Consider the following 19,933-nt stretch of genomic DNA (forward strand, 5'->3'; position numbering starts at 1 on the left):
TTCGCTTCGGCGACTTTTTTATTTCGCGAAAGCGATTTTTTATTTTGAAGGGAGAAAACTTAATATGAACAATTTATTAGAGAAGCTGTTTAAATTAAAAGAGAATGACACAGATGTCAAAACAGAACTTCTTGGGGGATTAACATCTTTTATTACTGTTGCTTATGCGCTTTTGGTTATTCCAAATATCTTAAAAATGAGCGGAATGAACTTAGCAGGCTTAAAAGGCGATGCAGCAGCTAAACTTCTAATTTCAAATGATCCAATTGTAGCCTCAGCTTTTGCGTCTACATGTTTAGCAGCAGCAATAGGAACTCTTATAATGGCATTTCGAGCTAACCTGCCATTTATATTAGCACCAGGTCTTGGACTTGTATCTTTTTTTTCTTTTAATGTTTGCTTAAACTTAGGTTATACTTGGCAGCAAGGTCTTGCAGCTGTGTTTATATCAGGATTAGTATTTGTTCTTATTACTGTAACTTCTATAAGAGAGAAGATAGTAATGGCACTTCCTGAAAACATAAAACTTGCAATAACAGCAGGAATAGGATTATTTATATCATTAATAGGACTTAAGAGTGGTGGGGTTATAGTAGCTAATCCAGCAACTTTAATGGCTTTTGGTGATTTTACAAATAAAGCTACTATATTAACCATTATAGGAGTTTTAATAATTGCTGTACTTATGGCTAGAAAAGTTAAAGGGGCAATATTAATAGGAATAGTGGTTACAACTTTAATAGGTATACCTATGGGGGTTACAACTATTGATACTAGTACAAAGATTTTCTCGATGCCTACTATAGGAGCTACATTCTTTGCATTAGATTTTAAAGGTTTATTATCTCATAATGGATCAGGTGTAATTGGAGCTTTCTTAAGTGTAGCAATGGTAGTAATAACTTTAAGTTTAGTAGATTTATTCGATTCTATAGGTACTTTGGTTGGTACTGCTGGTAGAGCAGGAATGGTTGATAAAGAAGGAAATGTGAAAAATCTTAGAAAAGCTCTTGAAAGTGATGCTATTGCAACAACTATAGGAGGACTACTTGGAACTACGACAATTTCAACAGTTGTTGAATCTGCATCTGGTATATCTGAAGGTGCTAGAACTGGACTTGCCAATATTGTTCCAGGAGTACTTTTCATAGTTTCAATGTTTTTTAGTGGAGTTGTTGGTATAATACCATCAAGTGCAACATCACCAGCACTTATAATAGTTGGAGTTTTAATGCTTAGTGCAGTAAAGGATATTGATTTCAGTGATTTTACAGAAGCTGTTCCAGTATTTTTTACAATTGCAATGATGCCATTTACATACAGCATAGCAAATGGAATAGCGGTAGGATTGATATTCTATCCATTGATGAAAGTCTTAAACGGAAGACATAAAGAAGTTCATCCAATTCTATATGTATTTGCAGTTTTATTTATAGTAAGATTTGTTTTATTACCAGGTTAAGACGTGAATTTCAATTCACATAAAATGGGCTAAAAAGCTTTCTATCCTTTAGTAAATTATATTTTCGATAAATATGTGAACATTGTACGCAAAAAACTCACTGAAAAGTGATATGCTCCCTTTATATAAACAGTTTTATTATTTTAACTGTCTACAATAAAGTGAGCATATCGTAAGGTTCAGTGAGTTTTTTTGTTCGTTAATGTTATAGATTATAATTCTAAAAGCTTTGCAGTAACATATTCCAATGAATTTAATTCTTCTGAAAGTTTTACTATTTGTTCTTTCTCAGCACTCAGCAATTCAAGAAGTATTAATCCAGTAGTAGAGCAGTCATCTGTAGAAGCTTCATGTAGACCTAACCTAACCTTGATTATGCACCCGTATTTGGTTAATATTTCTTGCACTGTTGGAGCTATCTTAGTACGAGGAGACAGCTTAATTGCCATTATTGTATACATAAAAAATCCTCCTGAGATTTATATTTAACTTAGGAAATAAGAAAATGAAATTTTGTTGTTTATATAATTTTATAATACTAATATAATGAAATATATCAATACTAAATTTTAAGGAGCAAGTATGAAAAAAAAGAAAAATATATTAATAGTATTAACAATAATTTTAGTTCTAATACTTACTTCAGCTGTGATTTATTTAAATACTTACTATAAGGCTGATGAAAGTGTAGAGGTTATGGCAAGCAAACAACCTACTATTACGATAATAGATAAAGACAAATATATAGAATTGCTACCAAGAGAAAAAAGTGATGTGGGATTTATATTTTATCCAGGTGGAAAGGTTGATGAAAAAGCTTATATAAAATTTATGCAAAAGATTGCAGATAAAGGTTTCAATGTGTATATCGCAAAAATGCCGTTTAAATTAGCTGTTTTTAACAGTAATGCAGCAAATCAGATAATTAAAGATAACAAAGATATAAATACTTGGGCCATTGGTGGACATTCTTTAGGAGGAGTAATGGCAGAAAGTTTTGCTTACAGTAACCAAGACAAGATAAAAGCACTGGCATTTTACGGATCATATCCATTAAGTGATAAGAGCTTGAAAGAAAGTCATATTAAAGTCATAAGTCTTTGGGGATCGGAAGACAAAGTGGCTGACTTAGATAAGATTAAGGCTTCAAAGGATGATCTTCCTGATACTACTGTGTTCAAGGAAATAGATGGCGGTAATCACGGTGGCTTTGGAAGTTATGGACATCAAAAAGGAGATGGAGAAGCTATAATAGATAACAATCAGCAACAAGCTATAGCTGCTGAAGCTACTGTTAATATGTTAAAAGATATTAAATAAAAAATTAGTTGCAAAGACTTTATATTAATGCAAATTTAAAATTGTAAAAAAATTGTTAAAAATGAGGATGACAAAATTTTGGTTTTGCCATCCTTTAACTATATAAAGATGGTATCGTAAAATGTTATAAAAATAAAAAAAATAAACATGAAAAGAATAAAAGTAGTAAAACATATTACAAGAAAGGAATTTTGAAGTATAAAGTATGGGATTTAGTATAAGAATATTGAACTAGCCAAATTTATATTAATTAATAATATAAAAATATGAACTAAAAACTTGTATTTATTTATGGGATTAATTACTATGGAATAAAGTAGAATTTTGAAAGGAGAAGTTTAAATGACTTTAAGATTAAATGAAGTACAACATGGTTTTAAACTTATAGAAGAAAGAGAAATAAAAGAGATAAGTTCAAAAGCATATGTATTTGAGCATGAGAAAAGCGGAGCAAGATTAATTAAAATAGATAATAATGATGATAATAAGGTTTTTTCTATCGGATTTAGAACACCTCCAGAGGACAGTACAGGGCTTACTCATATATTGGAGCATTCAGTTTTATGTGGTTCAAGAAAGTTTAATACAAAAGAACCTTTTGTAGAGCTTTTAAAGGGTTCTTTAAATACCTTTTTGAATGCCATGACGTACCCTGATAAGACCATATATCCAGTAGCTTCAAGAAATGAAAAAGATTATTTTAATTTGATGGATGTATATATGGATGCAGTTTTATATCCTAATATATACAAACATCCTGAGATATTTATGCAAGAAGGCTGGCACTATAATATCGAAGATCCAAAGGATGAATTGACTTACAATGGTGTAGTTTACAATGAAATGAAAGGGGCGTATTCGTCTCCAGAATCCTTGATGTATAGAATGGTTACTAAGACGGTTTTACCTGATACTCCTTATAAAGAAGCATCAGGAGGAGATCCGGATGTTATCCCGGATTTAACTTATGAAAAGTTCGTTAATTATCATAAAAAATATTATCACCCATCCAACAGCTATATATTGTTATACGGAGATGGACAATTAGATAAGGAATTAAAATTCTTAGATGAAAACTACTTAAAAGATTTTGATAAAATTGAAGTTAAATCTAATATACCAACTCAAAAGTCTTTTGAAAGTTTAAAAGAACATTCTTTTGAATATGGAATTTCAGAAGAGGATACTCTAGATGATAAAACTTACTTGAATCTAAACTTTGTAATAGGAAAAGCTGATGAAGGTGAGTTGGCATTAGCTTTTGAGATACTTACTCATATGCTTCTAAAAACACCTGCAGCTCCACTTAAAAAAGCTTTATTAGATAATGGAATAGGTAAAGCTGTATCTGGAGAGTATAGTGGTTCTACAAAACAACCTGTACTAACCATAGTTGCTAAAAACTGCAATGAGAAAGATAAAGATAGATTTAAGGACGTTGTATATTCAACCTTGAAGGAACTTGTAGATAAGGGCATAGACAAAGAAACAATAGAAGCATCAATTAATAGAATAGAGTTTGAATTAAGAGAAGGAGAGTATGATGGATATCCAAAAGGACTTATACACTATACTCGAATTATGGATAGCTGGTTATATGAAGGAGATCCTTTTGTTCACTTAGAATATGATAAATACTTTGAAAGCATAAAGACTGCTTTGAAAACTAACTATTTTGAAGATCTAATAAAAAAATATATATTAGACAATAATCATAGTTCATTTATTATACTTAGACCTAAAAAAGGTCTTAATGAAGAAAAGCAAAAGGCTTTAAGAGATAAGTTAGACAGCGTAAAGAAAACTTTAAGCGAAGCTGAGATAAAAACTTTAATTGATAAATGTAAGACTCTTAAAGAAAGACAAAATACTGCAGACACTGAAGAAGCATTAGCTTCAATCCCAATGCTTTCAATTGATGATATAGATAGAAAGGCTGAAGTATTACCGCTTGAAGAGAGAACTTTAGGGGGTGTTAAAGTTCTATATCACAAGTTGTTTACAAATAAAATAGCATACCTAAATTTATATTTTAACTGTAAGGCCCTAAGCAGTGAAGATGTGGTTTATGTTAGATTTTTAGCAGATATATTAGGAAAACTGGATACTAAAAATTACAATTATGGAACCTTATCAAATAAAATTAATATAAATACAGGTGGTATTGCTTACAGCCCAGTAAGTTACTCACTAAATGGAAAAGAAGGAGAATATACTCCGTATTTACTTATAAATCTTAAAACATTACTAAGTAAGTTAGAAAATGGAGTGGATTTATTAGGAGAAATAATACAAAATACGATTTTTGATAAGGAAGACAGACTTCTTCAATTGATTAAAGAGATGAGATCTAGAATAGAAGGTAGACTAATAGATAATGGGCATAGATTGGCTTTAAGAAAGATATTAGCTTACTGCACAGAAAAAGGGAAATATGATGAAATAACCTTAGGACTTACTTATTATCAGTTTTTATGTAAGCTTGAAGAAGATTTTGATAGCAAAAAGAGTGATATTATTTCAAAATTAAAAGAAAGTTCTGAGGCTATATTTAATAAAAATAATCTAGTAATAAGCTATTCCTCAGAAGAAGAAGATTACAATGTATTAGAGAAAGTTGCACCTAAGATTTTATCATACTTAGGAGAAGCAGACATTTTTAATGATAGATTTGATTTTGGTGAGATTGTAACCAATGAAGGTCTTTTAACTCAAGGAAATGTACAGTATGTTGCAAAAGGTGGAAACTTCATTAAGAAAGGCTTTAGCTATCATGGTTCTTTAAATGTATTAGAGACTATATCTGGTTTTGATTATTTATGGAATAACGTAAGAGTCAAAGGTGGAGCTTATGGTGTATTTGCAAACTTTAGGAGAGATGGAGGAGCATACATCGTTTCTTATAGGGACCCTAATATTAGGGAAACAATAAAAGTCTACGATGAGATGAAGGATTACCTAAATAACTTTAGAAGTAATGAAAGAGAAATGACAAAGTATATTATAGGAACTGTGCGAAAATTAGATTATCCGATGACAACAGCATCAAAAGCAGAGGTTGCCACTGCAAATTATTTCAGTAATATCACATCTGAAGATATACAAAGAGAAAGAGATGAAGTGCTTCAAACTGATGATAAAACTATAAGAAGCTTTGCGCCATTAGTAGAAAGTGTAATGAATGAAGATTTGATTTGTGTTGTAGGTAATGAAAATAAGATAAAAGAAAATAAAGAATTATTTAACACTTTAGAAAAAGTAATAAAATAGACTGCATTTAGCGTTGTGCTGAAATTAATTGGTTAATCATCCGACGCTTTAATGAGCTTACGCAAAGAATTAATATGATTTTTTCATATTCCATGGCTAAAACTGTAAACTCACTACGTTCGAACAGTACAGTTTATTAACGCCATTCCATCTGAAAAAATCATTTAATTCTAATAGCTCGCTCATAGAGCGTCTCCTGTATAACCAATTAATTTCAACAATATTCTTAAATTGAGTTTAAAAGTAATATTATGAAACGGAATGGCGTAGTGAAACGTACATTCCGTTTTTTGCTGTGTAGGAGATTATAGAATTAGGCATAATTTATGCTATATGTTGATATTTTACAGTAATAGTAATAGAATAGTTAATGTAGCTTTAAGAGCAACCTTATTTTTGCATTTATAATAGTTTTTAAGTATTTTTGAATAATATATAAACTTAATCACGATTTTAGGAGTTGATTAGATGTTTGGAAAAAGAAACTATATTCAGTACTTAAGATACATATGGCCTAAAGGTGATGAAAGAAGTCGCGAATTTAAAATCATAAGGCAATATCATGATATTATGAAGAAGGATTCTCGGTTTTATATCGATGATCAGACTTGGAATGATCTGGATATGGACAAGGTTTATAGCGGTATAGATAGAACTATTTCTTCACCCGGTGAAGAAGTGTTTTATCATATGTTGAGGGAACCAATAGATGATGTGAATGTTCTAAAAGACAGAGACAAATTGATTGAATTTTTTAGAAACAACAATGAAGCAAGAGAGAAAATCCAACTTCAGCTCTTCAAACTTGGAAGAAAGAAAAATAATTATATTATAAAGATGTTAAAAGAAGGTCTTACAGAAGATAAATCAAAAATGTGGCTTTATAACCTATTAGGTTTAATTATACCAATTATAATTGCCATCGGTGCTGTCTTTAAGGGAGTACCATTTTTAGCTTGGCTATTACCTGTATATTTTATAAATACATATATTCATTCTAAGGAAAGAAACAGAATGAATGTAGATGGTATTATGTATTTAGGCTCAGTGATTAAAACTGCTAAAAATCTCAGCAAAAACCAATATGAAGAATTTAAATGTTACTCAACAAGACTAGGTGAACTTTACAAAAAAATAGAATATATTGCGAAGAATTCTATTTCATTTGGAAGAATGGAAGGTAACGACGCTTTATTAGATTTTGCATATATCTTTTTCTTGATGCAAGAGAGAGTCTATCTGAAAATGGCAGATAAAATTAATCAAAATAAAGAGGAATTAATTGAAATATATAAATTAGTAGGTGAAGTTGATAGCTTAATAGGATTCGCGGCCTATAGGGAGTGTATTAGCAGTTTTTCAAAACCTACTTTTGTGAATGGAGAGGCTTATCTTGATATAAATAAGGGGATACATCCTCTAGTTGAAAATCCAATCGATAACTCAATAACGTTATCAAGGAATGGTATCATTCTTACAGGAACAAATATGTCAGGTAAGTCAACTTTTTTAAGAATGGTTGGTATAAATGTTTTATTGGCTCAAACCTTTTATACATGTTTAAGTGAAAGTTATGAGGGAACATATATGAAGCTTATGTCATCTATAAGTCCATCAGATGATGTAACTAGTGGTAAGAGTTTTTATTTAGGTGAGGCAGAAGCTATGCTAAGGCTTATAAACAGTGCGAAAGATGGAAAACCAATGTTATGTCTTATAGATGAAATATTCAGAGGGACAAACCCTGTTGAGAGAATATCGGCATCAGGAGAAATTCTTAAATATATTATGAACTATAATACTTTGGTAATAGCTGCTACCCATGATCATGAAATTGCAAAGCTAGTGGGGCAAAAATATAAGTGCTATTATTTTAGTGAAGAGATTAATGATGATGAGGGATTGACCTTTGACTATAAGATAAAACAGGGAGTTTCACCAACAAGAAATGCAATAAAACTTTTGAAATTCTTAGGATATCCTAAAGAAATAATTGACGGTTCTTTAAACAATATAATAGATAATTAGTAAAAGCCCTTGAGAAAGGGTTTTTACTTACTCCAAAGGCGGAGCGCAGAAAATGCAAATGAAAGTCTCATCAATGATTTTCCCGTAAACATAAATTTATAGAGAGTAGTTCTTATAACAAATGTTCAATTCAGTAACTTTTTGGAGGACTTAATGTTGGAAAGGATTAAAGAAGCTTTATTTTCAGCAAATGATACGAATTATGATGAAGAGTTGATTCAGTTAAGGAATAGATTGAATTATAAAAGAAGTTATTTTGCATTAAGAACAATAGCTTTCATTGCCTTAATTATTACTATAGCTTCATTTATTTATGGTAGTATCTATGATTTTCAATGGGATCAATATAATATTTCAAACTATAGGTTCTATTATTTGGGATTATTTTGTATCTCAATAGTGTTGCTATTAATGCTGAACTTGATAAAAAAGAAAAAGAAATTTATAGAAAAACATTTTTCTTATATGCAGATTGCTATGATATTAGTAGTAATAATCTGGACGATAGCGTATATGGAGAGCTCAGCAGAACAAAGTGTTACAAATTCAATACCATATAACCAGATATTATTTTCTAGTGCGGCTACATTTTACTTATCTAAAAGACAGGTTATACTTACATATGGTCTTATACATATATTATTTATTGGAGATTTTATTAGGATACATGGTTATGCGAATAACACTATTTTCTTTATTAATTTAACTTTGACTTTAGTTGTTTCTATAATAATCGCTATTAGAAATTATGATAATATGATAGAAAGACATAAACAGGATATCAGTATAAAAAATAAAAATTTAAGTCTTATGAAAATGAATAATTCTTTACATTTTGCAAATAAAAAGCTCAAGGATATGAGTGACAAAGATTTCTTGACAAATATCGCAAACAAGAGAAAGCTTGATAGAATGACATATATGTATTGGAATAGTTTGAAGAAGTTTTCAAGTAGCTTATCTATAATGATTGCAGATATTGACTTCTTTAAACAATATAATGATTTTTATGGACATGTTAAAGGTGATAGTTGTTTAGTTAAGATAGCAACTAGTATAAATGAAGTTGTAGAAAAGAATTTAGGGGTTGTTGGAAGATATGGTGGAGAAGAATTTTTTGTTATACTTCCAAACAGAAATTTTGACGATGCAGTTGCCATATGTGAAGAAATAAGAAAGAGGATAGAGGAAGAAAGAATTCCAAATGAAGCTCTTGGAAAAGATAAATTCGTTACTATAAGTGCAGGGGTGGCAACTGTGGTTCCTACTGATGACTTTAATCTAGATTTTTTTATCAATATATGTGATAATAAACTTTATGAAGCTAAGAAAAAAGGACGAAATAGAATTGAAAGTATTTACCTATGATAAGGATGTGTGATTTTGATGAACCCGTTATTTGTAATAGAGAATGAAAAGTTTTTTAAAGAAGACTTCTTGGATGATATTAATGAATATGACGACATTATACCTATAATTAAAGAAAGAGCTAGTAAGATAAAGCTTGACGAGATTGAATGTGTGGATTTAAACGATTGCTGTAATAAGACTAAGAGTAACCTTTATGGTGACATAGTTGGATATACAGATGAAGATGAAAACTTTATATTTCAAGAAGAAATTGAAGAATACAAAAAACAATATGGTGAAAGATTCCTTAACTTATATGTTATAAGGATCTATAAATGTTTAAACTGCAAGAAATGGCTTATCGACATAATGGAGTAATAGTATAAGTACATAAAAGAACTAAATGATATTAATTGTAATATCATCTCATATTATAAAAACCTTAATAGAACTCTTCTTTTAAGGTTTTTTTGCTATGTAAATTTATAAGGTTTCTGAAATACAGGATTAAATTATGAAAACTTAAGTTATGCATGTTATAAAATCATTAGTCTACTACTTTTAGGTGTGCAAAACTTAATAGTTAAAGCTGGAACAATATAAAAAGAAGTTATGACATTCATAACTTCTAAAGATAAAGTTTTTGGCTGGTAAAGATTTTGTCTTTTATAGATGTACCACTTCGTATTAAAATTTATATTTTCAAATTTTTCTATCAGAACCCAGGAGAGTTTTGAAAATAGACTTCGGATAGAAGTGGTAAATCTTTAATGAGACATTCTTTATTAATATATTAAGCTATGAATATTAAGAGAATGTTATTTACATATTAATTCTGTGTAAATGTTTTGAAATAGCAATATCTTAAAAGGATATGAATCAGTATCGATTAAATTGTCAATAAATTAAATGAGGTGATATGTTATGCAAATAATAACAAACTTTAAATTTATGTTTAGTTTCTTTATTTTATGTATTGTTATAAATAAGATATTAAGTGTAGTTACATTTTTTATCTCTAAGAAAAATATATCTATAAGGCAATCCTATAGACTATTTTCTAGAAATGATCTAAAAACATCAGAGACAGAGTATATTCTTGAACATTTATGTAGTGTATTAGAAGAGTGGGGATACAAGAATTCAACTATATCCGAAAACTTGGAGGAAGTTATCTGCTATAAGAATAATATAGCTACCGTTGTGTATTACTTACAAGATAAGGAGGGCATAATTGGATCTGAGTCTTTATATTCTATTGTAGGTAAAGCAAGAGCTAAAAAGATAAATCATTGTATTATAGTAACTACTAGCGATTTTGATTCCAAGTGTTCTAATGCAATTAAAAGTATCAAGAAATCTGGAATAGATTTGAAGATTATAGATGGTAATGAGCTTACCAAGCTAATACGAGAAAATATAGAGAAACAAATATTAGCTGAAGGGGTAGTTTAAGATGTTTACGATAACAGGTATAATAGTGATACTTTGTGTTTATCAATTGTTTAATATAGGGAGAAATATTTTAAAGATCAGCGCTAAGATCAAAACGAATTTTAAAACTAATACTTTGCGAGATGAACTTAATAAGTTAACAAAAGAGGAGTATATGGAGTGGTGTATAGATTTTTTAAAAAGAAAGAAATATAACTACGTTAGTAAGTTAGATGACAGTACTATTGTTTGTAATATTGATGGCGAAAAAATTTATGTCAGTTGTGTAAAAGCTGAAGAATTAAGTAAAAGAAATATATATAAACTTTTAGGGTTAAAAGGAATTAATAGAGTAAATAAATTAGCAACTTTAAGTAATGCTTCTCGGCAGGATATAGATGAGGAAACTTTAAAGGATTTTCATAAATTAGGTATTGAACTTATAGGAATTGGAGAATTTGATATTAGTTATGAAGAATATATTAGGAATAATAGATTTTTTGCTTAAGAGTCTCATAGCATAAGTTGTGCATGCTTTAAAAGTAGTAAACTTCTTTAAAGCATGCGCAATTTGAAATATGGAAATAGTGTATAAATACATATAATTTATTATCAAAATAGGTGCAATTTCCTTAATATCCGTAAAAAAAATGTAAACAAACAGAGAATAATAAAAAAAAACTGAAATTATAAAGAAAAATGTAGTATAATTAAAGTTAGAATAATATTTGGGGGTAAGGAGAGATAAGATGAAGAAGAAAGTTTTATCTTTAATACTGTGTTGTTTTATTGCGTCTGGTTTTAATTCTGTACAAGCTATAGCAGCTACTACTGATTCATTACAAAACCAGATTGATTCAAATAAAGACAAAATTAATGATTTACAAGATCAAAAAGATCAAGTGCAAAATGCTAAGAGTCAGCAAAATGACCAACTAAAAACTGTTCAAGATCAGTTAGATAAGAAAATTAGCGATTTAAAAGCTTCTCAAGCAAAAGTTGACACTTATCAAGGGAAAATAGATACTCTTCAAGGTAAGATTAACTCAATCCAATCAAATATAAATAAGGTTTCAAAAGATATTGGGGATGTTCAAAAGAGTATTGAGGGAAAAAAGCAGGAAGAAGCTGAAAAGAAAGAGTTACTTGGTAAAAGATTACGTAACGCGTATAAAACAAGCATGGGAGAGCAACTATTAGGAGTAGTATTGGGAAGTAATGACCTTAATGACTTAATTGAAAAGATTACAACAATAACTACAATTATTCAGAAGGATAATGAATTAATAGAAGAAGTAAAAGACATCCAAAAGGATTTAGCTCAGAAAGAAAAAGATTTATCTGATAAAAAGGCTGATATGGATGCTCAAAAAAATCAAGTTTTAGCAGAACAGAATGAATTAAAAGATACTCAACAAGCTTTGTTACAAGAAAGAAATGCTAACAAGCAACAATATGATGAATTAATGTCTTTAAAGAACCAAAAAGATAGTGTCATCAATTCTTTAAGTGATTCTGAAAAGCAGCTTGCTGAGAAAATTGGTGAATTAGAAGAAGATAATAAAGAAGCTCAAGATGAGATAGATAGAAAAATCGCTGAAATTAATAATAAAAGTGGTAGCGATACTAGTAATAGTGATGCTTCAAAAGGACAAAACTTTATATGGCCAGCTAGTGGACCTATTACCGATCCATTTGGTTGGAGAATTCATCCTATTAAACATACAGAAAGTTTTCATACTGGCATGGATATTGGTGCGTCCTTAGGGTCTGCTGTAAAAGCTTCGAAAAGTGGAACAGTAGCGGTAGTTGAAACAAATAATCTTGTATATGGTCATATGATTATAATTGATCATGGTAACGGGGTACAGACAATGTATGGACATATGAGATCTGTGAATGTTTCAGTAGGGCAAAAAGTTAGCCAAGGTCAAGTTATTGCTTCAGTAGGAAGTGAAGGTATTTATAGTACTGGACCTCACTTGCATTTTGAAATAAGGATTAATGGACAAGCTGTTAACCCTGCTGGTTATCTTGGAAAATAAAATACGAAGGCTTCTGATATGAACTTTATGTTTGTATTAGAGGCTTTTTTGCTGTAAGAAAAATATAAAACTTTTATGGAATTCTCATCAGCGACTTTTTTACTGTATAGGAGGTGTAAATTTTTTTTGTTAGCTAAACTTTGCAATATAAAGGGGGTAGAACAGATGTTTAGGGTTAACAGTAAAAAATAAAACTTATTCGCCTGCCAGATTTTCCTCATATACATTCGGAAAGGCAGATGCGTTAAAAAAGCTCGCTGAAGAAGGTCGCTTCAGCGACTTTTTTACTGTATAGGAAAATATAAATTTTTTTGTTAGCTAAACCTAGCAATATCAAGGATTTAGGACAGCTATTTAGGGTTGACAGTAAAAAATAAAACTTATTCGCCTGCCAGATTTTCCTCATATACATTCGGAAAGGCAGATGCGTTAAAAAAGCTCACTGAAGAAGGTCGCTTCAGCGACTTTTTTACTGTATAGGAAAATATAAATTTTTTTGTTAGCTAAACCTAGCAATATCAAGGATTTAGGACAGCTATTTAGGGTTAACAGTAAAAAATAAAACTTATTCGCCTGCCAGATTTTCCTCATATACATTCGGAAAGGCAGATGCGTTAAAAAAGCTCACTGAAGAAGGGCGCTTCAGCGACTTTTTTACTGATTAAGAATCGTAGTAGAATGTGTAAAAGTAAGTGCGTATTAAATACTATTCAGTTGACTTCTTTTAAAAGGTTATATAAACTTTAGTATGTAAGTTGAATTGTCATTTACTTTGTTTTGAGATTCGCTTATATAGGTGTTATAACAAAATATTTGTTAAATAAGTTGAGGTGCATAGAGATATGATTCAAATAGCAAAAAAGTCTTTTCTTAAAGATACTCCAGACTATGAAGATTACAGCGAAAATATAGCAACACTTACTGCTGATGAAGCAAAGGGACTAGGTATTAGTTTAGGTTGTTGTCAAAATAATGGTGGTTGTGATAGCTGTGGAGGATGTTCATCAAAAGGATGTTGCAATAAATAATACACAGTTCATATATAATTAAAGGGAAGTCAGTTGACTTCCCTTTAATTATATATTCCATGATATTAACTATCATCTCTGTTTAACATAAAATTTATGAGTTTATCTATATTAATACGATTATAATAAAGATGGATTTTTGGTGAGTAAAACTAATTGATATAATATGATATTATGGAAATTAGTTTTATAAATTAAAGTTTGAAGATATAGAATTGTTTTTTTTCTTCATTAGGGCAACCAATACTATAATTGTGATGATACTTATTAAGGTATCTGCTAGTCCACCTTCTGGACCAAATAATCCTCCGTTAATTAAGTTATTTATCTTATAATTAATGAAAGCTAAAGTGTTTCCAGAGGCATGTGTTCCGCTGACTAAGAATCCATATATATTGCCTTCTGCAAAATTCCAAGCACTATGCAATGCACAAGAAGCCCACAGACTTTCTGTATATAGTGCTAAAAGTGCGGCTATTACTCCAAATAAAGTTAAGTTTATGAAAGCTAGCGATGAGATGCCAGGATTAAAAAGATGAAGCGCCGCAAAAATTAAGGATGACACTAATACACCAACTAGTACATTATATTTAGCAATGATAGCTTGTAATGCAAAACCTCTAATTAATATTTCCTCTGATGCTCCCTGAATAATCCAAGAAAGTATAACTACTAAAAAGCTTAAGAAGTTATAGAAAGTAAAATTACCTTTAGAAATTTCAGCGTTATTAGTAACACATAAGAATACTGCCTCTAAAGACATCAATAACAAGCCTAAAAAGAATCCGTATATATAATTCGAGCCGAATCCAATTCTATGAAAGCCTAGGGATATAGGTTTTCTCTTTTCGTATAAGTAAATCCAAAGAAAGCATATTATGATTGAAAGTGAAGTGGTGAGGATCATTACATAATTGCTTCCGATAATATTTTCTTGTCGGAATGGTGTTTTAGCGAAGAAAAAAAATAGACCTAGTATAATTCCGCCCAATATTTGAGCAAGAAATACAAAAACAAATGAGAGTATTACTACAAGAATTAATGGGGTAGATCTGATTCCTGATTTTGAATCAGTAATCAATCTATTATCATTAAAATAACTATTCATAAAAACCTCCTTAAATTTATAGTAAAATTATACTCTTGAGTAGAGATATATAGAACTAAAGATGAACTACTTCAATCCGAAATCTATTTTCAAAACTCCTCAGGGTTCTGAGAGGAGAATTTGAAAATATAAGTTTAATTGTGAAGTGGTTCATCTATAGATAAACTACTTCATATTAGAATATATCAAAATAAAGATTAGTAGAATCATCGAAATCTTTATTTTGAGTTCAATGACTGAAGTAGTATATATAAATTTCTTAAAAATAAATAAAAAATATGCGAATATACAAAGTAAGAAATGTATATCCGCATATAAACTTTAAATATTTTAATCTTCTTTAATAATGTCTAAATCAATCTCGTCTAAATCTGAGGGAACAATAAGGTTATCACTAAAGAAGTATCTTCCTTCAGCACAATAGTATTCTGGTTTGCTTACGTAATTTTTATCTTCAGTATGAATTAAGATTAAGTTTTTTATATTAAGCTTTCTTCCATTTTCACAGGCTTCTTTAACTGTAGTATGGTGTTTTTCGTAAGGCTTAAATAAATCTCTCTCTTCAAATAAACAAAATGCTTCATGCATCATAAAATCAGAATTTATACAATGTTTTTCGAGTTCATCTTTATAAGGTTCATCACCAATAAATGTAAACGTGATGCCTTCTGTGTCCTCAAGTTTAAAGCCATATTGAAGACGCTTTTTACTATTTATATCAAAGAAAGTGAAGTCACAATCTATTATGGACCTCTTTTCGTTGTCATTTACGGGAATAAAAAATATTCTGTCGTCAAAAAATCTTGTGAATTTTTCCTCTAACATAAGCGTGCATATTTGTTTTGCAACTTCTAATACATCAGAATGTCCAAAAAAGTTAAGATTTCCAAAGTATTTCTCGTTTATCATTGATTGAGCAATAGCTCTTACAATCCAAGTAATACCTGCTATGTGATCATTATGAGTATGAGATATAAAAATATTATGTATTCTTGTAATAGGGATATTTAGCTTTTCTAAATTAGTCAGTAAGGTGTTTCCTCCGCCAGTATCTACTAGAAAGTGTTCACCTGCCATATTAGAAATTGTAAAACACGTATTGTAGCACTTGGTTACCATAGCACTTCCAGTGCCTAAAATGTGCAATTTCGTCATATTGACCTCCAATCATAATTAGGTAAGTTATAGTCTATTATACATTAAGATATGAATTTTTACAAAAATTATTATTAATTTTCACATCATTAAGGTATAATATATATGGTCAAATAGGATATTTTACTTTTATATTATATGCAAAATTATATTTGTTAAATAAAATCTGTACATAAAAGCGCATAATAACATAGAAAATATTAGATAATTATCCTAAATAAATAAGCTTTTAATTTAGGTAAAGATATTTATATAATTATCTTTGATATTATATTTTTATAAAGAAACAAATTGTTGAGCTGTAGTGAAGTTTACGGTTAAAAGACTTAAATACGGTACTTATTTGAAACATAAAATAAGAATTGTGTATAAAATTTATTAAACTTTATTGTAACTTATATAAATTTAAAATGGTGTATTTTATGAGTAGGCATTTTTACTTATAGCAATCACAGATTCAATCTATTAATGTTGGTTATTAATAAAAAAATATAATTAGTAATGTAATAATAAAATTAACTAGGAGGGAATAACTTTGGGAAAACCTAGTATATTCAGTAAAGAATATGAAAGAAAGATGAAAAGAAGAAAGAGACTTGTATCAATATTTATATTGGTAGTACTTGTTATAGGAGTAGCATCATTCACGGCTACAAAAATCAATTTTAAGAATGATATTAAAGACAAGGTATCATCTATGTTTACTAAAAAAAGTAATAAAAATAAGACATTAACAAGCAATGATAAGGTAAATAATGATAAAGAGGCAGCAACTAAGCCAAAGGATGATTCTAATAAAGATGGTAATAAACAATCAGATTCAAATGTTTCAAAAGATACTTCTAAAAACAATAATGAAGAAAAGAAGCAAGATGAGGATAAGTATATAGAAGTTACATTAGGAAGCGGAACAGTATCAAAAGTATTCTATGACGAAGTATCTGGAGCTAAGAAATATAAATATCTAGACCCTATTGATAGTGGAGTAAATTTTGATATAAGTCCTTCTCAAAATTCTATACTTATAAATGAAGTGAACACGCAACAAATGAAGGTTATTGGCAGTGATGGGCAACAAAAAGAAATCACTAAAACTTCCTATGTTACTAAGGATGGCAGAACTTTTAGTCGAGAATCTATAATGAAACAATATCCTGGATATTTGTGGTCAGTTAACGCAAAATTTATAGATGATAATCATGTAGCGTATGTGAGTCAATTACCATGGTTTGGAGTGCCAGATCTTTACTCTTATATTTGGATTGTGGATATAAACTCTGGAGAACATAAAGCCTTGATGAACATAAAGGCTAAAAGTTTAACTATATCAAATTTGGCAGCAGACGGGCTTCATATTAAGGCTGATGATGCAGAAAAGGTTATTACTGTACAACAGTTAATAAGCGGTTAAAATTATGATGCAGGTTGGATTGTCTTCTGCATGCTTTTACCCAAAGGTGCTTGCTGAAGATAGTATTAAGATTATGAAAAAGATTGGGTTCGATTATGGAGAAGTGTTTTTAAACACATTTTCTGAATATGAAGAAGATTTTATATTGAAGATTAAAGAGCAGTGTGAAAAGAATGAATTTAATATAAATTCTGTTCACATTTATAGCACAATGTTTGAACCTTTTCTATTTGATGCATATAAACGGCGTAGAGAAGATATGATGGAAATATTTAAAAAAGTTTGCAAAGCTATAAATATATTAGGTGGAAGCAAAATATACACTTTTCATGGTATGAGAAGAATAGATTCTATGCAGGTAGACTATGAATTAATCATAGATATGTACAATAGACTTACGTATTATGCGGGAGAAAACAATGTGAAATTAGCACAAGAAAATGTATCGTGGTGTATGTCTTCTGATTTAGGGTATCTGAAGATATTAAAAGAAAAGGTTAAATATCCACTATACTATACCTTAGATTTGAAACAATGCTATAAGGCGAATATCGAACCACAAGAATATATTAATGTAATGGGAAAAGAAATTTGTAATTTTCATATAAATGATAAAAATGAAAATGAGAGTTGCATGCTTCCTGGTAAAGGAAATATAAACTATGAAAAAATTTTTAAAAGTTTAGATGATATAAATTATAAAGGCAGGGCAATAATTGAAGTGTATGCTGATAATTACAAATCTTATGACGAAATTTTAGAAAGTAAGATTTATTTGGATAAACTTATAAAAACCATACAATAATAACATAGGTAGAAGTTAATGGGTGTTTTAGTTAATATTATAAAGAAATGTTTGTAAATAAAAGAAGTAATGTGTTATAATATCTAAGTCTAAAGACGATTAGTACACTTTTTAGGAGGAATTTTACAATGGACGTTAAAATGGAAAAAATAGAGGCAAATATAGTTAAATTTGAAGTGAAAGTTGAAGCAAAGAAATTCGATGAAGCTTTAAATAAAGCATACAAAAAGAATATAAAGAAATTTAATATCCCAGGATTTAGAAAAGGTAAAGCACCAATGAATATGGTGAAGCAATATTATGGAATTGGAGCATTACTTGAAGATGCTATAAACATTGCTATAGATGAAACATATCCTGAAGTTTTAGCAAACAATAACATTAAGCCAGTAGATTATCCAAAGATAGATGTTTTAGAAGTTGAAGAAGGAAAAGATTTAGTTTACACAGCAGAAGTTACTGTTTACCCTGAAGTTGAATTAGGGGAATACAAGGGTGTTGAAGTTAAAAAAGCTTCATATGAAGTTTCAGAAGAAGAAGTAGAAAAACAATTAAAAGCAATGCAAGAAAAGAATGCAAGAATCGAAACAAAGACTGAAGGATCTGTTGAAAAGGGAAATATAGTAACAATAGATTTCAAAGGATTTGTTGATGGAATAGCATTCGAAGGCGGAGAAGCAACTGACTATTCATTAGAAATAGGTTCAGGTACATTTATAGATACTTTTGAAGATCAATTAGTTGGTACTGCTGTTGGAGAAAAGAAAGATGTAAATGTTACTTTCCCAGAAAACTACGGAAAAGAAGATTTAAATGGTAAGCCAGCAGTTTTCGAAGTTACTGTAAAAGAAATTAAGGTTAAAGAACTTCCAGCATTAGATGATGAATTCGCAAAAGAAGTTTCAGAATTTGATACTATTGAAGAAGTTAAAGCTGATATGAGAAAGAAAATAGCTGATTCAAATGAGCAAAGAGCAAAGAAAGAATTTGAAGAAGCTGTAGTTAGTGCAGTAGTAGAAAACGCAAAAGTAGAAGTGCCTTCAGTTATGGTTGATAGAGAAGTAGAAGCTATGGTTAAAGATTTAGAAAACAGACTTAGCTATCAAGGATTAACACTTGCACAATACTATGAATTCACTGGAAGCAGTGAAGAACAAATGAAAGCTTATATGCAAGAAAGTGCAGTTAAGAAGGTTAAGACTGATTTAGTTCTTGACAAAGTAGCTGGAACTGAAGCTATAGATGCTACTGAAGAAGAAATGAAAGCAAAGGCAGTTGAATTAGCTAAGATGTACAGTGCTGGAGAATCAGAAAAAATGGCTGAAATATTATTAAAGGGTCAAGAACAAGTTATAAGACTAGAAGTTGTTACAGAAAAAACTGTAAAATTATTAGTAGACAATGCTAAAGTAACTGAATAATATAATGTATATATGGATTGCCAGAAGAAATTCTGGCAATCATTTTAAATATATAAGTTTAGGTATAAATAGGGATAACACAATTCATTATTATTT

At 29.6% G+C, this 19,933-nt stretch carries 16 protein-coding genes; 13 read left to right on the forward strand and 3 right to left on the reverse strand.

What is annotated here, in order from left to right:
- Positions 1-64 precede the first annotated feature (64 nt).
- A complete protein-coding gene (locus bsdtw1_RS04930) occupies positions 65-1,462 on the forward strand; it encodes an NCS2 family permease (protein WP_183276494.1) in 1,398 nt (465 codons plus the stop codon).
- Positions 1,463-1,674: 212 nt separating this feature from the next.
- On the opposite strand, the gene bsdtw1_RS04935 is transcribed toward bsdtw1_RS04930, so the two are convergent.
- Complete coding sequence (locus bsdtw1_RS04935; protein ID WP_183276495.1) at positions 1,675-1,923, reverse strand: CPF_0552 family protein; 249 nt, start codon at positions 1,921-1,923, stop codon at positions 1,675-1,677.
- Positions 1,924-2,044: 121 nt separating this feature from the next.
- Between bsdtw1_RS04935 and bsdtw1_RS04940 the strand changes: the two genes are divergently transcribed.
- The 9 genes from bsdtw1_RS04940 to bsdtw1_RS04980 all read left to right on the forward strand — a co-directional run bounded on the left by bsdtw1_RS04940 (position 2,045) and on the right by bsdtw1_RS04980 (position 13,937).
- A complete protein-coding gene (locus bsdtw1_RS04940) occupies positions 2,045-2,782 on the forward strand; it encodes an alpha/beta family hydrolase (RefSeq protein ID WP_183276496.1) in 738 nt (245 codons plus the stop codon).
- A 342-nt stretch (positions 2,783-3,124) separates the two neighbouring features.
- On the forward strand, positions 3,125-6,052 hold the full coding sequence (locus bsdtw1_RS04945; protein ID WP_183276497.1) for an insulinase family protein: 2,928 nt from the start codon (positions 3,125-3,127) through the stop codon (positions 6,050-6,052).
- 468 nt (positions 6,053-6,520) lie between these two features.
- Positions 6,521-8,080 (forward strand): MutS-related protein, encoded by a 1,560-nt coding sequence (locus tag bsdtw1_RS04950; protein ID WP_183276498.1) that lies wholly within the window; start codon positions 6,521-6,523, stop codon positions 8,078-8,080.
- A gap of 153 nt (positions 8,081-8,233) precedes the next feature.
- The gene (locus bsdtw1_RS04955; protein ID WP_183276499.1) at positions 8,234-9,448 is read left to right on the forward strand and encodes a GGDEF domain-containing protein; all 1,215 of its coding nucleotides are present in this window, start codon (positions 8,234-8,236) and stop codon (positions 9,446-9,448) included.
- An 18-nt stretch (positions 9,449-9,466) separates the two neighbouring features.
- Positions 9,467-9,808 carry a hypothetical protein gene (locus bsdtw1_RS04960; RefSeq protein WP_183276500.1) on the forward strand — a complete coding sequence of 114 codons (342 nt, stop codon included), beginning with the start codon at positions 9,467-9,469 and terminating at the stop codon, positions 9,806-9,808.
- A 546-nt stretch (positions 9,809-10,354) separates the two neighbouring features.
- Entirely contained in the window at positions 10,355-10,885 is a 531-nt protein-coding gene (locus bsdtw1_RS04965) for a restriction endonuclease (RefSeq protein ID WP_183276501.1), read from the forward strand.
- Position 10,886: 1 nt separating this feature from the next.
- Positions 10,887-11,372 carry a hypothetical protein gene (locus bsdtw1_RS04970; RefSeq protein ID WP_183276502.1) on the forward strand — a complete coding sequence of 162 codons (486 nt, stop codon included), beginning with the start codon at positions 10,887-10,889 and terminating at the stop codon, positions 11,370-11,372.
- A gap of 241 nt (positions 11,373-11,613) precedes the next feature.
- Positions 11,614-12,909: a murein hydrolase activator EnvC family protein gene (locus bsdtw1_RS04975; RefSeq protein ID WP_183276503.1), complete on the forward strand. Its 1,296-nt coding sequence runs from the start codon at positions 11,614-11,616 to the stop codon at positions 12,907-12,909.
- 842 nt (positions 12,910-13,751) lie between these two features.
- Positions 13,752-13,937 (forward strand): hypothetical protein, encoded by a 186-nt coding sequence (locus bsdtw1_RS04980; protein WP_183276504.1) that lies wholly within the window; start codon positions 13,752-13,754, stop codon positions 13,935-13,937.
- Between the two features lie 187 nt (positions 13,938-14,124).
- Here the strand turns inward: bsdtw1_RS04980 and bsdtw1_RS04985 are convergent, their stop codons facing one another.
- Positions 14,125-15,045 carry a CPBP family intramembrane glutamic endopeptidase gene (locus tag bsdtw1_RS04985; protein ID WP_183276505.1) on the reverse strand — a complete coding sequence of 307 codons (921 nt, stop codon included), beginning with the start codon at positions 15,043-15,045 and terminating at the stop codon, positions 14,125-14,127.
- 330 nt (positions 15,046-15,375) lie between these two features.
- Positions 15,376-16,200, reverse strand: coding sequence for an MBL fold metallo-hydrolase (locus bsdtw1_RS04990; RefSeq protein WP_183276506.1), 825 nt, complete (start codon positions 16,198-16,200; stop codon positions 15,376-15,378).
- A gap of 535 nt (positions 16,201-16,735) precedes the next feature.
- Between bsdtw1_RS04990 and bsdtw1_RS04995 the strand changes: the two genes are divergently transcribed.
- From bsdtw1_RS04995 to tig, 3 genes are all read left to right on the forward strand, one after another.
- Positions 16,736-17,611, forward strand: a complete 876-nt coding sequence (locus tag bsdtw1_RS04995) for a hypothetical protein (protein WP_183276507.1) — start codon at positions 16,736-16,738, stop codon at positions 17,609-17,611.
- A 7-nt stretch (positions 17,612-17,618) separates the two neighbouring features.
- Entirely contained in the window at positions 17,619-18,416 is a 798-nt protein-coding gene (locus bsdtw1_RS05000; RefSeq protein WP_183279735.1) for a sugar phosphate isomerase/epimerase family protein, read from the forward strand.
- 128 nt (positions 18,417-18,544) lie between these two features.
- Complete coding sequence (gene tig, locus bsdtw1_RS05005; protein WP_183276508.1) at positions 18,545-19,837, forward strand: trigger factor; 1,293 nt, start codon at positions 18,545-18,547, stop codon at positions 19,835-19,837.
- Positions 19,838-19,933: the final 96 nt, after the last annotated feature.

Origin of the sequence: Clostridium fungisolvens, from assembly GCF_014193895.1 — a bacterium.
GTDB classification, from domain to species: domain Bacteria; phylum Bacillota; class Clostridia; order Clostridiales; family Clostridiaceae; genus Clostridium_AR; species Clostridium_AR fungisolvens.

What these genes read in the sequence shown, in the direction of transcription:
- bsdtw1_RS04930 (WP_183276494.1), top strand. Translation starts at nt 65, where the DNA reads ATGAACAATTTATTAGAGAAGCTGTTTAAATTAAAAGAGAATGACACA.
- bsdtw1_RS04935 (WP_183276495.1), bottom strand. Translation starts at nt 1,923, where the DNA reads ATGTATACAATAATGGCAATTAAGCTGTCTCCTCGTACTAAGATAGCT.
- bsdtw1_RS04940 (WP_183276496.1), top strand. Translation starts at nt 2,045, where the DNA reads ATGAAAAAAAAGAAAAATATATTAATAGTATTAACAATAATTTTAGTT.
- bsdtw1_RS04945 (WP_183276497.1), top strand. Translation starts at nt 3,125, where the DNA reads ATGACTTTAAGATTAAATGAAGTACAACATGGTTTTAAACTTATAGAA.
- bsdtw1_RS04950 (WP_183276498.1), top strand. Translation starts at nt 6,521, where the DNA reads ATGTTTGGAAAAAGAAACTATATTCAGTACTTAAGATACATATGGCCT.
- bsdtw1_RS04955 (WP_183276499.1), top strand. Translation starts at nt 8,234, where the DNA reads ATGTTGGAAAGGATTAAAGAAGCTTTATTTTCAGCAAATGATACGAAT.
- bsdtw1_RS04960 (WP_183276500.1), top strand. Translation starts at nt 9,467, where the DNA reads ATGAACCCGTTATTTGTAATAGAGAATGAAAAGTTTTTTAAAGAAGAC.
- bsdtw1_RS04965 (WP_183276501.1), top strand. Translation starts at nt 10,355, where the DNA reads ATGCAAATAATAACAAACTTTAAATTTATGTTTAGTTTCTTTATTTTA.
- bsdtw1_RS04970 (WP_183276502.1), top strand. Translation starts at nt 10,887, where the DNA reads ATGTTTACGATAACAGGTATAATAGTGATACTTTGTGTTTATCAATTG.
- bsdtw1_RS04975 (WP_183276503.1), top strand. Translation starts at nt 11,614, where the DNA reads ATGAAGAAGAAAGTTTTATCTTTAATACTGTGTTGTTTTATTGCGTCT.
- bsdtw1_RS04980 (WP_183276504.1), top strand. Translation starts at nt 13,752, where the DNA reads ATGATTCAAATAGCAAAAAAGTCTTTTCTTAAAGATACTCCAGACTAT.
- bsdtw1_RS04985 (WP_183276505.1), bottom strand. Translation starts at nt 15,045, where the DNA reads ATGAATAGTTATTTTAATGATAATAGATTGATTACTGATTCAAAATCA.
- bsdtw1_RS04990 (WP_183276506.1), bottom strand. Translation starts at nt 16,200, where the DNA reads ATGACGAAATTGCACATTTTAGGCACTGGAAGTGCTATGGTAACCAAG.
- bsdtw1_RS05000 (WP_183279735.1), top strand. Translation starts at nt 17,619, where the DNA reads ATGCAGGTTGGATTGTCTTCTGCATGCTTTTACCCAAAGGTGCTTGCT.
- tig (WP_183276508.1), top strand. Translation starts at nt 18,545, where the DNA reads ATGGACGTTAAAATGGAAAAAATAGAGGCAAATATAGTTAAATTTGAA.